Here is a 16,206-nt window from a genome sequence, read left to right on the forward strand (position 1 = left end):
CAAAACTTCAAAAATCAGCGGGAAACTGCTCGAGAAACTCATAAAGCAGCAGACGAAAACCCCATAGGTAAAAACTACCGAAGATTAAGTTCAACATTGGCTTCATTCTGGGCATTGCATGCCGAACGAAGCCTTATTTGTTGGTGGCTGTTATTTTTCATTCATTTGCTCATTCAATAATTTTAGTTTTTCTATTACATTTTGTTCATTGCAATGTAATTTTAATGCTCCACGTCTGTCTGCATCACTGTTATGTTGATTCCATAGTTTACTCCCAATTTCGTCTTCAAGAAGTTGTCCTTCCATAAAATCTATATCGTAGTAATTGATTTTCCGTTCCTTCATTATGGATAAATAACTCAACTTTAAATAATGCTTGAATTGAAATTCTTTTAGTGTCCATTTTTTTACTAAATGCTTGTTTTTATTAAAATTGAAATCCAAAGTGTCAATATCCAAATAAAAGTCGTTTGTTCTCAATTCTCTAATAAGACCTTTTTGTTCGTCTGAACTTGCAAACTGATAAGAATAAACAGGTAACAATCTAATCTTTTCGACACGGGTAACTTGTTTTAAAGTATCTTCAAAGGTAAGTTCAATAAATGAAAATCCTTCAGCATAAAAATTGTCGAAGTTGTTACCATAATTGAATACTTGAACACTTTGTCCTGTGTAAAGGTTGAGCTTCGGGTCAATAGTTTGTTTAGTTACTATGTGAAATTTAGGTAAAAGTTCTTGATAAGCAATATTTGTCTGTTGCTCTGCAATTTTGTTTGCTTTTATAGAAACAACAATTGCCATAATAGCCAAGCAAGTTGCAGTTATTGTCTCTACAAAAATTTTATTTTTCTCTAAAAATGTCCGCAGTTTTTCGATTTTTAGCATTGTCTTTTATTCTGACTAACGTTTTTTATTCACACTGATAATCAATTAGTTGCCAATTGTATTTCCTCATTAGTCAGTCCAAATTTATCAATTTGTTTTTGGATTCTTTTGACCAAGCCAAGTTTTCTTTTTTGATCTAAGAATAAATAACCTTCGGGGTTAATATATCTGGTTCCTTTTGTTACCATATTCCAAACTATTACTGCCAATTTTCGAGCAGTTGCACTAATAGCTGACACTCTTCCCTTTTTGAAGTTTATTCTTTGGAAGAAATCTCTTAGTGGAGTGGAGTCTTTCAGATTCCCTATGGCATTGGCGGCATTTCTTAGAGCAATTTTTAAGCGATTACTTCCTTTTGGTACTTTGCTCGAAATTATTTTGCCACCAGTTTTTTTATTGTTTGGAGCTAGCCGTAGCCAGCTGGCAAACTGTTTGGCGGTTTGAAACTTTTTTATGCCCTCTAAACCCACTTCGCTGATTAAATGCAGGATTGTTCCATGAGAAAAACCTTCGATTTCCATCAGGTCCACTCCTTCAAAATATTGGTAACCGACGATGTTTAAATCTATATTTTTGGTGTGTTTTTATTGATTCTTTTATGCGATTTTTTATCAATATAATGTTGCCTTTTATTGTCGTCTTGATCTATTATCTTACTCAGCATTTTTTCTATTTCTGTATCGCAAGCTGTTATTTTTGTTTGAATGATTTTATACATATCAAGCTCTTGTTGTAGGGCAAATAAATAATCCATTCTCCCATTGGTTTCTAAAGCTTTAGCTATCTCGGCTTCTGATTTTCTACAGTTTCCGTGTCTGAGTTCGGCCAGTTTTTTCAGGTTTTGTTTCGCCTTTGCAAATAGCCTCAATAATTGCCAATCCAGTAAGGCTTTTTGAATCCAGGCACAATCTTGAATGTCAGTTTTACGACCTTTGATGTTTTTTGTAAACTTACCATTGCAAAGGATTACCTGAAAACCATGAGCCAAAAGAACAGCATAAAGTGCTTGCCAATAAGCACCTGTACTTTCCATGGCCACTGAGGTGATGTTATGTTTTTTCAAATGCATGCAGATGGCCACTAGGTCATCGGCATATACGCCAAATTCTTGTACATCAGAGAGTTCTTGGCCTACTGCCACGAAATGCGAGCGGCTGCCGATGTCGATCCCTGCACAATTGGGATTAATGATTTCAAAAGATGATTTTGCCATTTTTTAACCTATTAAGATTTGAAAAATGACTCAAAGGGAATGTATATTTACAGTCGAAAATTATTCTGAACGGGCTCTTGAGGCACCACTGAATTTATCACCAAGTCCCGACCGAGAATCGGGACTTTTTACATTCCTATCAGAATGACGCACGGGCTTTTGATGCACCAATGCTTAAAAGGATATCGCAATGAGTCAAGGCTAATTTACAAGATTTTTCGGACTTCGACGGCTCACGTTAGCACGAGAATTTATTTCTTTTGGGAAAATGGGGAATTACTGCTAACGGTTGGCGGTATGGTTAGTTGCCGATTTCGAAGCACTTTCCTATCAAGTTACAACTACTTTTGATACGAGCTGTGCCGCTCGAATACCCACTGCACCGGCAATTAACTATACCGCGTGTTGGCAACTGGTGTTCATTCATATCCGTCTGTTTTTCATTTATTTAGCTTTATTTTCTTGTCATTGTCAACCTGCACCAACCTATCTGCGAAGCACAAATTTATTTTATTTTTTTGAGCGTGGGCAATCCTAAAACCGTCCTGAAAGGCGGTTACTCGGGCTGGAGAGGCGGAAGCTCTTTTGCAAGCCTTTGGCTTTAGCGTTGGCTCGTGTGGGCTTGCAAATGTGCTTACGACTGTGCGTCGGCTCAATCTTTTGTAAAGAAGTCTGCCATTAGTTCTGCTTGTTTTAAAACTGTTTCAATTGCTTTTGCTTGTTTGTCTGGTGGATAACCCCACTTTGTCAATGTCCGCTTAACAATTACCATTAATCTTGCTCTTGCACTTTCTCTAATAGTCCAGTCAATAGTTGCGTTAGCTCTTACTTTGTCCGTAATTTCTCTTGCAATTTCTTTGAGTTGGTCGTCACCCAAAACCATTACTGCACTATCATTTACTTCTAAAGCATTGTAAAAAGCAACTTCATCTTTTGTCAGACCAAGTCGTTCACCTTCTTTGTCGGCTTCTTTAATCTCCTTTGCAATGTTGATGAGTTCTTGAATAATTTCTGCTGTTGTCAGCAAGTTGTTCTGGTAGCGTTTTATTGCACCTTCCAACATTTCTAAAAGTTTTTTACTCTTTACTAAATTGGTTTTAGAACGTGTTTTTATTTCGTCATTCAATAATTTCTTTAAAAGTTCTAATGCCAAATTTTGGTGCTTCATTCCTTTTACTTCCAAAAGAAATTCATCTGAAAGCACTTCTAAACCAGATATTTCGGGTTTGTCAATACCTGCTGCTTCAAAAATATCTATTACTTTGTCTGAACTTAATGCTTCATCAACTATTTGTTTGATGGCTGTTTCTATTTCAATATCTGATTTGCCTGTTCCTGTTCCTTCAAATTTTACAAGCCTTGCTTTTACTGCTTGAAAAAATGCAATGTCATCTTTAATTTCCATTGCTCTTTCGTGCGGAATAGATAAAGCAAAGGCTTGACTTAACAATGTTACTTCCCTTATGAAACGAGTTTTGCCATCTTCTAAACCCAAAATATGTTCTTCTGATTGAAGAATAATTGACATTTTCTCCTTTGGTTCAACATTAAAAAACCTCTTATAGTTAAATCTAAAACTGTTTGCATAATATGCTTCGGGTTCTTCGGCAACAATATCTTTTTGTGTTTTAGCTTCTTCATTGAAAAACTGTTGAACTACTTCATATTTTTCATTCATCAAGGCAATTGCTTTTTCTAAATCTAACGTAGGTTCGCCTTTACCACCTGAATCCGAATAAAAAGACAATGCTTTTTTTAAGTCATTTGCAATTCCCAAATAGTCAACAATTAAACCGCCTGGCTTGTCTTTAAAAACACGGTTTACCCTAGCTATGGCTTGCATTAAGTTGTGTCCTCTCATTGGTTTGTCAATGTAGAGCGTATGCAAACAAGGAGCGTCGAAACCAGTCAACCACATATCACGAACTATAACCAAACGCAACGGGTCGGCTGGGTCTTTCATTCGTTCTGCTAAATTTTTACGCTGTTGCTTTGTAGTGTTATGGCGTTGCATTTCGGGGCCATCAGCACTATTTGAAGTCATTACAACCTTAATTGCTCCCTTGTTTAAATCATCATCGTGCCATTCGGGTCTTAATGCAATAATTTCTTTGTATAAATCGGCTGCAATTCTGCGGCTCATTGCTACAATCATACCTTTGCCATCAAATACTTTTTGGCGTTGTTCCGAATGGGTTACAATGTCTTTCGCTAAATTTTTTATACGTTCCTCATTTCCAACAATAGCCTCCAATTTTGTGTATTTGGCTTTTGCTTTTTGCTGGTCTGTTATTTCTTCGTCCTGTTCAAGTTCTACATCAAATTCTTCAATTAAGCGTTTGCCTTCTTCATCCAAATTCACTTTTGCCAAACGGCTTTCGTAATAAATGCGAACTGTTGCTCCATCGGCAACCGATTGTGATATATCATACACATCTACATATTGCCCGAAAACTTGGGGAGTATTTACATCCGTGCCCTCGATAGGTGTTCCTGTAAAACCAATATAAGTTGCATTTGGTAAAGCATCTCGCATATATTTGGCAAAGCCATACGCAATGCGTTTTCCTATACTCTCTTTAGTTTCCTTATCTTTTACTTCTTTGATTGATGCTTCAAAACCGTACTGCGTTCTGTGTGCTTCATCTGCAATTACAACTATGTTTCTACGTTCCGAAAGCTGGTCGTAAACCGATTTTTGGTCTTCGGGTAAAAACTTCTGAATGGTAGCAAACACAATTCCACCGCTTGCCACTTTTAACAATTCCTTTAAATGTTCTCTGTTTTCTGCTTGAACAGGTTCTTGCCTTAGTAATTGTTTGGAATTTGCAAACGTGTCAAATAACTGGTCGTCCAAATCGTTACGGTCGGTAATGACTACAATTGTTGGGTTTTGCATTTCGGGTGATGTTATCAATTTGCCCGAATAGAAAACCATACTTAAGCTTTTACCAGAACCTTGTGTATGCCAAACGACACCGCCTTTTTTGTCACCTTTTGCTCCCGAGGCAATAATAGATGATTGAACGGCTTTGTTTACTGCATAATATTGATGATATGCGGCTAATTTCTTAACTGTTTCAATTTGTGTGATGCCAGTTTTAGTATCTTCCTTTTTACTTTTTTCAAACACAATGAAATTGCGAACTAAATCTAGGAGGGTGACAGGGTTCAGCATTCCTTTTAAAAGAATTTCTAATTGAGGAATAAACCGTGATGCTTCCTTTTGGCCATCGGCTGTTTTCCATGTCATAAAACGGCTGTAACCAGCTGAAACACTACCCGCCTTACATTCCATTCCGTCAGATATTACACAAATAGCGTTGTAAGTAAATAAACTTGGAATGGTGGATTTGTATGTTTGCAATTGGTCAAATGCTTTACGCATGGTAGCGTTTTCATCTGCTGCATTTTTTAGTTCGATTACAACTAATGGCATTCCGTTTACAAACAGCAATATATCAGGTCGTTTGTTTTGATTTTTTTCAACAATGGTGTATTGATTAACACACAAAAATTCATTGTTCAACGGATTTTCAAAATCAATCAAAGCAACTTCATAACTACGTTCAAAACCATCTTGTTGATAAGGAATTTTTACTTTCTCTACTAATAGTTGATGAAAGGATTCATTATTGTGCAAAAGTTCTGGTGTATATATTCTAATTACTTTCTGAACAGCCTGTTCTTGAGCATCTTTAGGAATTCTTGGATTAATTTTATAAATGGATTCACGTAAACGGTTTAGCAGTATTATTTGCTCAAAATTCTCTCTTTCTGTTTGCTCCGCTCCAGGTGCTATTAGAAGACCGTGAATATAATTCCACCCAATTGATTGAAGTAATTCAATTGAGAATTTTTCTATGTTATCTTCAGTTATTGGTTTCATCACTATTACTATATGAACTTAGTTCTGTTTTGTAGGCATTTATATCACAGTTAAAAAGAATTTCACTGGCTGTAAATGAATAAACAGCCATATTAAAATCACCAAACTCATCATCCCAAAATTCGTTAAACTCATTATTATCAGAATACTTTATATCCTTCTCGCTTTCTGCAAGTGGATTATCTGTTTCAAACGCTTCAATTAAGAAACTGCAAACGGTTTCCGTTGAGAAAATTAAAAAATCGCCTGTTAAACTATTTACAACTGTTGATTTGCTCTTTAACTCTTCAAGTGTTCTACCATGAGATGTTTTTCCTATTTCATTTCTAAAATTGCCCATCTGTTGTCCAATATTGGAAATTGCTGTTCCAATCTGTCTTATTGAATTTGATGGCGAATAACCTAAGCATCCAAAAGATAAACCGATTAATTTACCTACAGATTCTGTCCCTTCTAATGGCTGTCCTCTTTGTTTACAAATTTCTTTTGCAATGCTCTCAAGCAAGGATTTTGAATTTTCAATTGAAATAGAAAAGTCAGTATTCTTAAATCCTTCAATCCGTTCAACATACTCGCTCAACGGAGACCACCTGCTATATTGTTGTATAAGAGTTTTAAGCCGTTCCATTATTTATCTATATCATTGATTTTTGAAATAACGCAGAGCAACCTTTAAAAATTAAATTTTGAATTTGATTTTCAATTTCAATTTTGTTATAGTAAACCTCAACAATGCTAGAAAACATTTCCTGAATTTCGAGACTTGGCAATTTTACTAAAGTCCCTAAAATTTGGTCAGGTGAAAGATTTGATTGACCGCCTGAACCTCTTGCAATTTTAACAAAATACTCTTGCATATATTCAGTTGAAAGTAAGAATGAAATATAGTTTAAAGAAGCAATTTTTTGTCCTTCTTTTAAACGAAGTATGCCAACACGTTGATTTAAATAGTAATCTTCGGACTCTCTAAATAATGCCACTTTCCCCACCCAACTATCCATACCACCTTCAAATCTATTGCCTGTCATTGTGATTAATAAATCATTGTATTCGATTTTATAATCCTTATACTTTATTGCATTTTCATCAGAGATATAATCCAAAGTATCAAGGACTAACTTGTTAGCTTTTACATTCTTAATTTTTATGACTGGATAGCCTTCAGTTGTGAATTCTGTTCCTTTAATCGCACCTCCCCCTTTTAATGTTAAAAAATCACCAAGTTTATATTCTTTATGTTCTAATTTTCCGAATGATGAGAATTTTTGAATTAAAGCATTTATTTCTATTGCTGTTGAATTACTTGATGAAGTCAAATCTGGCAATGTGTTTTTTACTTCTTCTAATTCAATATTTAGTTCCTCCTCGTTAAACTCAATTTCTGCTACACCTACATAATTTCCGGGAATAAGAGAATAATCATTATCTTTTATTTCACTTGAACTAACAGATTTGCAAAATCCGCTAATATCTTCATATCCTTCATTGCTTTCCCATTTTTTGAATATGCTTTTTAAGTAATTAATATTTTCATCGTTAAATGTTCTTAATTTCTTTCCAGTAAGTTTTCCGAGCTTTCTAGCATCTATCAAAAGTATATCATCTCGCTTTTTGGCCTTTGAAATAAACCATAAGCAAGCCGGAATTTGGGTTGAGTAGAATAATTTGTCAGGTAATGAAATTATACATTCAACTAAGTTATTTTCAATAAACTCTTGTCTGATTTTACCTTCATTGGAAGTGTTGGAGGACAATGAACCATTTGAAAGTACTATACCAGCTCTACCAGTTGGAGCAAGATGAAATAGCATGTGCTGAACCCAAGCAAAGTTTGCATTTGAAACTGGTGGTACTCCATATTTCCATCTTGAATCACTTTGCAATAGATTGCCACTCCAATCGCTATCGTTAAAAGGTGGATTTGCTAAAATATAATCAGCTTTCAAATCTTTATGAGCATCATTTAAAAAAGAACCTTCATTGTTCCATTTAATATTACTGCCATCAATGCCTCTAATAGCTAAATTCATTTTAGCTAATCTCCAAGTTGTCTGATTACTTTCTTGACCGAAAATTGATATTCTGTCAGCAAGATTTAGTTGTAATGAATTTGATTTTTTATTCTTATAATGGTCTTGATGTGATAGAATGAATTTTTCACTTTGAACAAACATTCCACCGCTACCACAACAAGGGTCAAATACTCTTCCTTCAAATGGTTCGATTATTTCAACTAATAGTTTTACAACACTTGATGGTGTGTAAAACTGACCTCCTTTTTTCCCTTCTGCTAATGCGAATTCTCCAAGAAAATACTCGTACACTTTTCCTAAAAGGTCTTTACTTTGAGCTTCCTTTGTGCCTAAAGTTGCTGTTCCAATTAAATTAATCAAACCACCTAAACTACTTTTGTCTAGTTTTTCTTGTGCGAAAACTTTAGGTAATACCCCTTTAAGAGATGTATTATCCTTTTCAATAGCATCCATTGCATCATCAATATCCTTACCTATTGTAGGTAGTGTAGCTCTGCCTTGTATGTAACTCCATCTAGCTGTAGCAGGTACAAAAAACACTTTTTCAGCTAAATATTCGTTTTTATCTTCTGCGTCTGCACCATCTGCCTTTTGCGATAAAAGTTGCTGATACAATTCTTCAAAAGCATCCGAAATATATTTTAAAAAGATTAAACCTAATACTACATGTTTGTATTCGGCAGCATCCATATTTTTACGAAGTTTATCTGCTGCTTTCCAAAGCTTTTTCTCTAGAGGTTCTTCCTGTTCTGTCTTACTATTTTTAGCCATATTATTATTTTAAATCAATTAATTAAAGCACAAATGTAACAATTTAGCACGGGTGCGTAAGCAAAATTGCAGATCTTTTGCAAGCTTTGGTTTTGAGCGTTGGCTCGTGGGGCTTGCAAATGTGCTGCAATGTGGGTGGGGTTTCTTTCTTCTCTTTTTGTGGGGGGAAGAAAAAAACAAAATAAATTTCCATCAAATTTGCACTGTCCTGTCAAAAAGCTAAATCCTTTCTTATTTAAATTCTGTCACTATCGTATCTATCTGGTCGTCTGTCTTTTTACACTTGTTGCCAACGAACAAGGCTTGCTGCAGTTTGGGTTTTAGAATTCCGTCTGCCTGTAACCGCTCCTTGGCTTTGTTTTGTTGCTGAAGTTAAGAACTTTTGCTTGGCTTTATTCGTCGAGCCGATAACTGAAGCAAAATAGAATTACAAATGTTGAAGTTGCCAACGTCAAGCCCAAATTGCAGCAAACCTAATGTTGTGCGTAGGCTTTCTATGTCACTTTACAAAAGCAGATAGAAAATTTTGTAAGCCCAAAATTCTTCATCTGGTGTTTGTCGTTTAGTTATTTGTTTAACTGTCATTTCCTTTAGTGTTGTGTCTTTGAAGTGTCCAGAACCAAATTCACTAAAACTGTCTGTTCTGAGTTTAGAAACATTTATATTTTGTTTGTTTCGGTAAACACAATTGTGTCACCCATAAAATATTCAGTAAATTTAAAAGCGTTCTCAGAAACATTTTTAATGTCTTGATTATCGTCAGTTGATTTAGGAAAATCAGTGAAGAAGTTTATTCCATAGGTTTTATACAATTTCCTATAATCATATTTGTTTGAAATATTTATTGAATAAGAGGTGTCAGCGAGTTCTTTATTGAATTTCTTTTTTGCTGCGACAATCCTTTCATAGTTGTCATAACGATTCTCAAGAAAGTAATCATTAATATTTATTTCATTGTAATGTCGAGCTGTTGTCACCATTTTTTTGATTATTGATATTGGGCTATCCTGCGTTGGAAAAAGGAAATAACTAAGAATAATAACTAATGATGTTGCTATAACTTGAAAATATTTTGTATTCCTCTTTTTCTTGTCAAGCCGATAGTGAATAAAAGTTAGAATAAGACTTACAATAGCAATTAAAGGAATTGTCAATATTACACCAATAGCCGTTCCGTATTCACCCCAATGAAATGAATGAAACAAAATAAAATTGAAAATAAAAGCAATTATGGTATATGTCCAAAGTCGCATGATGTGTCAGATAAGCTTACGCACAACGTTTCGGGGCTTTGCGTTCGGGCGGGAATTCGAAGCACAAAAGCTGATATTATTACTAAATTTCAATTGAAAAGCTACTGTTGAATTTTGCACTTCAGCCCGCCTGACGCAAAACCCTTGTTGGCGGTTCGTTCTTTTATTTCTCGTAAAGTTTTGGATTGATTTTCAAAAGTCCCCATTTCAATTTCGGTAATTTTATTAATTCGTTGTAAAGTTTTGAAACTTCACGATTGCTTCTCAAACTCAAGTGTTCTACATTTTTCAATGCTAAAATTGGTGTATAGTCTTTACTTTGAAGTCGCTCGGCTAGGAGTCTAAAAACTCGAAGTTGTTGAAGCTTACTCACAAGTTCTATGTTGTCAATTTTAATGTATTGTGGTCCCATTCCGTCTCCTACAATACTTAAACTTTCAAGTGTTGTTAATTCAGAAAAGTCGTCATAATTCGTGATTTTTTGAAAATTTTCAACCGATAAGGCTATAATATTTTCAAGTTTTGATAAAGGTTTTATGCTTTCAACACTTGCACCTGAACCAATATGTAATAATTCAAGATTTTTCAAATTTTCAATTGCAGAAATGTCCCGATACGCACCCCATTTTATTTCTAATCTCTTTAATTGCTTTTGGTTACAAACAGCGTCAAATAGTTCTTGAGGCATTCTTGTTCCAAAGCGCAATTCAATAAAAGCTGTGGGATTTTGCTCTAAAAACTCACACCATTCTAATACTACTCGTTTCTTTTCATTTTGTGTTTTATATTGAGGTGTAAAAGAATCGCCAAGCTGAGTACAGTTAATTATTAGTCTATCTTCTCCTTTATATTCTGAAACCTCAATAACAGATTTTACTTTATCGTGTTTATCTTTAAAGTAATAGTCAAATCCGTATTCTATTTGTTTGTCGTTTAATTTCATAATGTTGTTTTGTTAGAATGACCGCCAACGAGCATATTACCGAAACTCATTTTCATAGGTTCGGTAATATCGTTATTAAATATTTATTGATTTTCTAATTAATATTTTAATAATGAGCTTATTGTGATTTTCGCTGAGTTTCGGTAATATTTTCATGAGATTTTTTGTGATTTGAATTTTATTTTTTGTTATCAAATATATTATTCAAAGTTCTATGTTCCAAATTTTTATTTCACTTTAGTTTATCCAATGGGCTTACGATTTGATCAAAGCCTTTTGTGGTTATATGAGTATAAATTTCTGTCGTTTTTGAACTGCTATGTCCAAGTAACGCCTGAATATATCTAAGATCAGTTCCATTTTCTAGTAGGTGGGTTCCAAAGCTATGCCTAAGTGTATGTACAGTTACTCTCTTAGTGATTTTTGCAGCATCTTTGGCCTTATGAAAATCAATTGTATGCTTTTATCTGAATATCGACCTCCATTTTGCCCTTCAAACAACCATACTTTAGGCTTATACTCCAAAAAATACTTTTTTAAGACCTCCAATGTTTTTACCGAAAGGAGCGTATATCTATCTTTCTTTCCCTTGGCCTGTTCTATCCTTATTTGCATTCGTTTGAGTCAATATCTGAGATTCGCAGATTTATAGCTTCACTTATTCTTAGTCCGGCCGAATAAATCGTCATAAGAATGGCCTTTATGCTTGAGGTTATCTATAGAATTTAGAAGATCGGCCACTTGTTGCTCACTCATTACCTCAGGCAAGGTCTTTTCGGTACGTGGTCTGTCTAAATGATAAAAAGTTCGTTTGCCTCCCAATACTTTTTCATAGTAAAACTTTATGGCGTTAATGGTAGTGTTTTGCATAGATATCGATATTTTTCGGTCATTTACAAGATATCTTAGATATTCAGTTATTTGTTCCTGAGTTATGCTTTCGAGGCAAAGTTCAGAATAAAAGTTTACAAATTCTTCAAAGGCCAATCGGTATGTTTTGTAAGTGCTTTCAGAGTACCTCAGTTCCATTAATTTTTGAAGGTACTCTTCCGGGCATGGTTTTGTTTTTGGTATAATGCTCTTTGTGGGTTGTAGTTTATCAGTCGGTTCTATTTTGTAATTAAACTTTTGATTTTGGAATTCTGCTAAGTATTTCAGGTCAGTAATATATTTTTCATGGCAAGGAATACTCCAGATTTGTTTTTTGGGTTGTATTTTAGATAAGGAAATTGCTTGAGCTTTTGAATAACTTCTTTGTGGTAATCTACAGATATTTCTAAACGATTGTTGGCTGTTCTGACAACTAAAAGTTCATTTTTTGCCCGATCATAGTGTTTTTGGTTTATGGTTATAGATTCGGTATGAATTTCTTCGATGCTTCCTACTCTTTCACCAAAATAATTCTTGAGATTTTCAAGGTTTTGGCCAAAATTGGGTACCAGTCAGCATTTCTGGTTTTTGTTCCATCTGCTGTATTGAATCGCTCGTATAAACGCAATATCGTTTTCGTTTTTTGGTAAAATAATATGGATGATTTTGGGTAATACCACCAATTTTATTGCTTGTGAATTTACAACTGTGGTATTTAATTGGTTTTCCTGATTTGGTTTTTTGAATTTTGGTCTCTGCATGTTTTTTGTCATACACGGCATCAGGAAAATCTCAGAATCTTATCCAATACTGCTTTTTTGTAGGGAGCATGCCAGGCTTTGTGGGTTTTCTCCATTTTACATCTATATGCTGTCGGAGTGGCGGGTATAGATGGTCAAAAAGCAAACTCTAATTTTATTCGCGATTCGTTTCCGGTGTAGTATTCTGATAGTTTCATGTTTTATTGGTTAGGCTTTATCCAGCATCACTACATTTTCACCAATTATCTCTGTCACATAGCGTTTTTCGCCTTGTTTGTCTTCATAGTTTCGGGTTTTTATTTTCCCTTCGAGGTAAATCATGCGCCTTTGTGCAGATATTTTCGACCAGCTCGGCAGTCCACGCCATAGCACTATGTTGTGCCACTCGGTTTGGGTATGGCTATGGCCGGTGGGGTCTTTGTAGGTTTCGTTTGTGGCAAGGCTAAATTTGGCCACCTTTACGTTGTTATCCAGGTTTTGATTTCCGGCTCATCGCCCAGATTACCAACCAATATTACTTTGTTTACACCTTCATGTAGTATTGTGTTTTTTAAATGGAATAGTGAAATTAACACATCTTCCTTTAATATTAAAACTTTAGGAACAATTTTAATAAAAATCATCCTCAATTGAATCAGGAGTGCATATTACGATTTCCAGTTAGTAGAATTAGAAGTTTTGAGGGTGCTGTCAGATGTTTTAAGAGGGTTTATTCATGGTATTAGGTATATTTTAATGTAAAATGGGGTCGAAAGTTTTAAGGGTCCTGGAAAGTTTTAAGGGGGTCATAAAAAGTTTTAGGGGTCGTAAAAGTTTTAGGGGTCTAAAAAAGTTTTAGGGGGGTCTAAAAAGTTTTTGGGAGGTCATAAAAGTTTTAGGGGGGTAAAAGTTTAGGGGGCTAAAAACGTTTTAAGGGGGTCGTAAAAAGTTTTTGGAGGGTATTGGGAGCACAAAATCGTAGGTGGCAGCTAGAGAAAGAACCGGCTATTTTTGAAATGAAGTCTATTTCTACAATACGAGCCGGTGGTGTCAGTCAAACCGCCGACCCTATACCCAAATAGGGGGCATGCTGACCAGTTTTACCTTCTATTTTTAAAGAAATGATTTAAAGAACCCTAAACCAGCATCTAAATCGCCCAAATAGATAGATTTAAATATTTGTTTGACCCGGCAAAAGAGAAACCCATTAGTCTGTTTCACTTTTCCAATTCACAATGCAGCAGGGTGGTGCCGCCAATATAGGCTTTTGTGCTGATTAGCTTTAGTTTTTGGCGATGATTAGCAAATCAAAATCCGCATGCCTTTATTGATTAATATCGGATTGACGAAAAGGTAAAACTCATCAATATGCCCCTTGTGATGAGTGAGGACACCATTTGGGCACCTCCATACACCAAAATATCTTTGCGCCCCGGTTTTTTAGGTTTGTCACAGTGGTGTTCAGGTCTTCGTTGGCCAGACTGACATTTTTTCCAAATGGTTCTTTAATGTATTGCTGAAAAGGATTTTCCGGAGGTTTACCATTTTTTGTGCAAAAGCATATATGGGTGTTCCGGACCCATTTCTTCAAAATGGGGAATAAATTTCTCAGCCATTATCTGGCCAATCAGCAGTGTGTCTGAGGTGTCGGCCAGTTCGTTAACCAGTTCAAAAGATGTGGGGTCGGCCCTCTGACAATCCAGTCTTCCTCGCCATTGGGCCCGCCACAAAGCCAACATCCAACCAAATATGCATCTGTAATTTTAGCTTTCTCAATTGATTTATTATCAGGTAAAATTAAACTGCCTTTAGCTTTCAGGGTAGGGGATTGCGACAATTCAGAAGAAGTATTATTGAAATATATTTAACAATTCCAGGTTCTTAAATAGGATAAATGTGAACTATATTGGTAATTGATTTGATGTGAGAAGTATTTGTTAAATAATAACTTTCATCGTAACAAAATTTAATCTTTTGAAAATAAGGCCTAAAATTACTTATTATGGTTTTCCCATTACCATAAATTACCCTATTAATTTTTTGCGTCGCCTTTCGGAGGGGACTTTTTTTTTGAAAAAAGTAAGCAATACTAATTCATAAAACCCAGCGGCGGACCGTAATGATCCTCTAAAAATTTGATTTTAAATGTCTTATAAGATTTAATATTTACTTGAATCAAATTTTTAGAACGGACAATTTATGATTTTAAGGAACATTTATTTTATTATTTTTGAGGATGTTAAAAATAGCATTGCCAAATAAAAATGATACTAAATAAATCAAATGAAAATTCTTTAATGTCTGTAACTTTGGTTACAGCTAGTAGGCAACGTCAGAATAATATTATACAATTTAAATTTCTAAGAATATTTAATTTTATTTACCGTATATCAAACCTATTGTTAAAAAAGCTTTGAACATATTAAATAAGTGATGAAATTTAAGAAATCAAATGAACATCCCACCGGTTCCCACAGCTCGATTTTTGTTGCCATCGGGGTCGAGGATATGGATTAATTTGCCATAATCGAAAGTTTGGATTTCATCGACCAGCGCCTGGCTTCACATCATTGGCTTTGAGTTCTTCGACCAGAGCTTCCAGGTTTTCGACGCGATAGTTAATCATGAATTCCCTGGTTGAGGGCTCAAAATACCCGGTGTCGTCGCCAAATGGAGCCATTGGGTTTTGGCTTTCTTGCCTTCAGCATCTTCCTTACCATTCAAAAGTTTGCTCCCACAAGGATTGGTTTGAGGCCCAGGTTTTTGGCGTACCATTCTGTGATTGCTTTAGGGTCTTTGGCTTTGAAGAAAATACCCCGATTCCGGTTACTTTTTTCATGTTAATGGTTGATTTTTGTAATAAAGAAAGCAAAATAATTTTGAAATACAGTATCAAGTTGATCTGTTAAAAATATGAAACCATAGCACCTCTAATAATTTGATGAAACTACAATTTGTTTTGGTCGGATAAATGCTTAAATCCAAATAGTTGTCCTAACGTCTTTCACTAAAGCAGAATCCAGAGCTTTTTGCAGCCATTGGTTTGCTCTCAAACAGAATTGCCGCATCCAATACTTCAGGATTGATGTCTTTGAGTTTTTTGAATTTGATACAATACCCTGTCACGGTGGCCTTCGGATTTCTTTTCCCATGTAAGTCTAGAATTTAGGTAATTTTTGTCAGCCAAGCCACATGATATAGACAGAATTCCACTGAGTATTAGCCTCTGGGATTCCAATCTAATTAGAACTCTTTGGTCTTACACCGTCGGCGTATTTCATGATTTGACTCCATAGCCCACATTGGGATTGGAAACCACTTTGCCCTGACTCGTCTTTCCCATCCAGAAACCGATGACCTTGCGGTCCGGCATTATCTCCGATATCCTGTTTATGTAATTTCTGCATTTCGACGCTTTTGGCTTCGAGGGCGATTCAATATAGGCTTTGATCTGTTCGGGTAGAGGCTCATTCAGTAATTATTTTATCTACAATATTAGAGGGAGTTTTCTGATTTTGTCGGAGATTATAACCAATTATTGTGGAATTAAATCTTGAACAGTTAATTCTGGGAATGATATATAAGAAAAATTGCGAAAGTTGAGGCTAT

Annotated in this window: 11 protein-coding genes and 4 pseudogenes; all 15 read right to left on the reverse strand. The window is 35.2% G+C overall.

What is annotated here, in order from left to right; translation table 11 throughout:
- Positions 1-150: 150 nt before the first annotated feature.
- The 15 genes and pseudogenes from IPP61_15635 to IPP61_15705 all read right to left on the reverse strand — a co-directional run bounded on the left by IPP61_15635 (position 151) and on the right by IPP61_15705 (position 16,072).
- Positions 151-885 carry a hypothetical protein gene (locus IPP61_15635; GenBank protein ID MBL0326589.1) on the reverse strand — a complete coding sequence of 245 codons (735 nt, stop codon included), beginning with the start codon at positions 883-885 and terminating at the stop codon, positions 151-153.
- Between the two features lie 41 nt (positions 886-926).
- Positions 927-2,098, reverse strand: a pseudogene (locus tag IPP61_15640) (transposase).
- A gap of 652 nt (positions 2,099-2,750) precedes the next feature.
- A complete protein-coding gene (locus IPP61_15645) occupies positions 2,751-5,987 on the reverse strand; it encodes a type I restriction endonuclease subunit R (GenBank protein MBL0326590.1) in 3,237 nt (1,078 codons plus the stop codon).
- Complete coding sequence (locus IPP61_15650) at positions 5,971-6,615, reverse strand: abortive infection family protein (protein MBL0326591.1); 645 nt, start codon at positions 6,613-6,615, stop codon at positions 5,971-5,973. The genes IPP61_15645 and IPP61_15650 overlap by 17 nt, the downstream gene beginning before the upstream one ends.
- Before the next feature lie 7 nt (positions 6,616-6,622).
- On the reverse strand, positions 6,623-8,791 hold the full coding sequence (locus IPP61_15655; protein ID MBL0326592.1) for an N-6 DNA methylase: 2,169 nt from the start codon (positions 8,789-8,791) through the stop codon (positions 6,623-6,625).
- Positions 8,792-9,450: 659 nt separating this feature from the next.
- Positions 9,451-9,771 (reverse strand): hypothetical protein, encoded by a 321-nt coding sequence (locus tag IPP61_15660; protein MBL0326593.1) that lies wholly within the window; start codon positions 9,769-9,771, stop codon positions 9,451-9,453.
- A gap of 436 nt (positions 9,772-10,207) precedes the next feature.
- Entirely contained in the window at positions 10,208-10,987 is a 780-nt protein-coding gene (locus IPP61_15665; protein MBL0326594.1) for a leucine-rich repeat domain-containing protein, read from the reverse strand.
- Positions 10,988-11,219: 232 nt separating this feature from the next.
- Complete coding sequence (locus tag IPP61_15670) at positions 11,220-11,441, reverse strand: tyrosine-type recombinase/integrase (protein ID MBL0326595.1); 222 nt, start codon at positions 11,439-11,441, stop codon at positions 11,220-11,222.
- Positions 11,393-11,602 (reverse strand): hypothetical protein, encoded by a 210-nt coding sequence (locus IPP61_15675; GenBank protein MBL0326596.1) that lies wholly within the window; start codon positions 11,600-11,602, stop codon positions 11,393-11,395. Before IPP61_15675 ends, IPP61_15670 begins: the two co-directional genes overlap by 49 nt.
- Before the next feature lie 39 nt (positions 11,603-11,641).
- Positions 11,642-12,016, reverse strand: a complete 375-nt coding sequence (locus tag IPP61_15680) for a phage integrase N-terminal SAM-like domain-containing protein (protein MBL0326597.1) — start codon at positions 12,014-12,016, stop codon at positions 11,642-11,644.
- 413 nt (positions 12,017-12,429) lie between these two features.
- Positions 12,430-12,618, reverse strand: a complete 189-nt coding sequence (locus tag IPP61_15685) for a hypothetical protein (protein MBL0326598.1) — start codon at positions 12,616-12,618, stop codon at positions 12,430-12,432.
- A 207-nt stretch (positions 12,619-12,825) separates the two neighbouring features.
- Positions 12,826-13,241 (reverse strand): annotated as a pseudogene (ssb, locus tag IPP61_15690) (single-stranded DNA-binding protein).
- An 894-nt stretch (positions 13,242-14,135) separates the two neighbouring features.
- Positions 14,136-14,336, reverse strand: coding sequence for a hypothetical protein (locus IPP61_15695; protein MBL0326599.1), 201 nt, complete (start codon positions 14,334-14,336; stop codon positions 14,136-14,138).
- 663 nt (positions 14,337-14,999) lie between these two features.
- Positions 15,000-15,436 (reverse strand): annotated as a pseudogene (locus IPP61_15700) (VOC family protein).
- A gap of 155 nt (positions 15,437-15,591) precedes the next feature.
- Positions 15,592-16,072 (reverse strand): annotated as a pseudogene (locus IPP61_15705) (DUF1801 domain-containing protein).
- Between the last annotated feature and the right edge of the window lie 134 nt (positions 16,073-16,206).

This window comes from Cytophagaceae bacterium, assembly GCA_016722655.1.
GTDB lineage: Bacteria > Bacteroidota > Bacteroidia > Cytophagales > Spirosomataceae > Leadbetterella.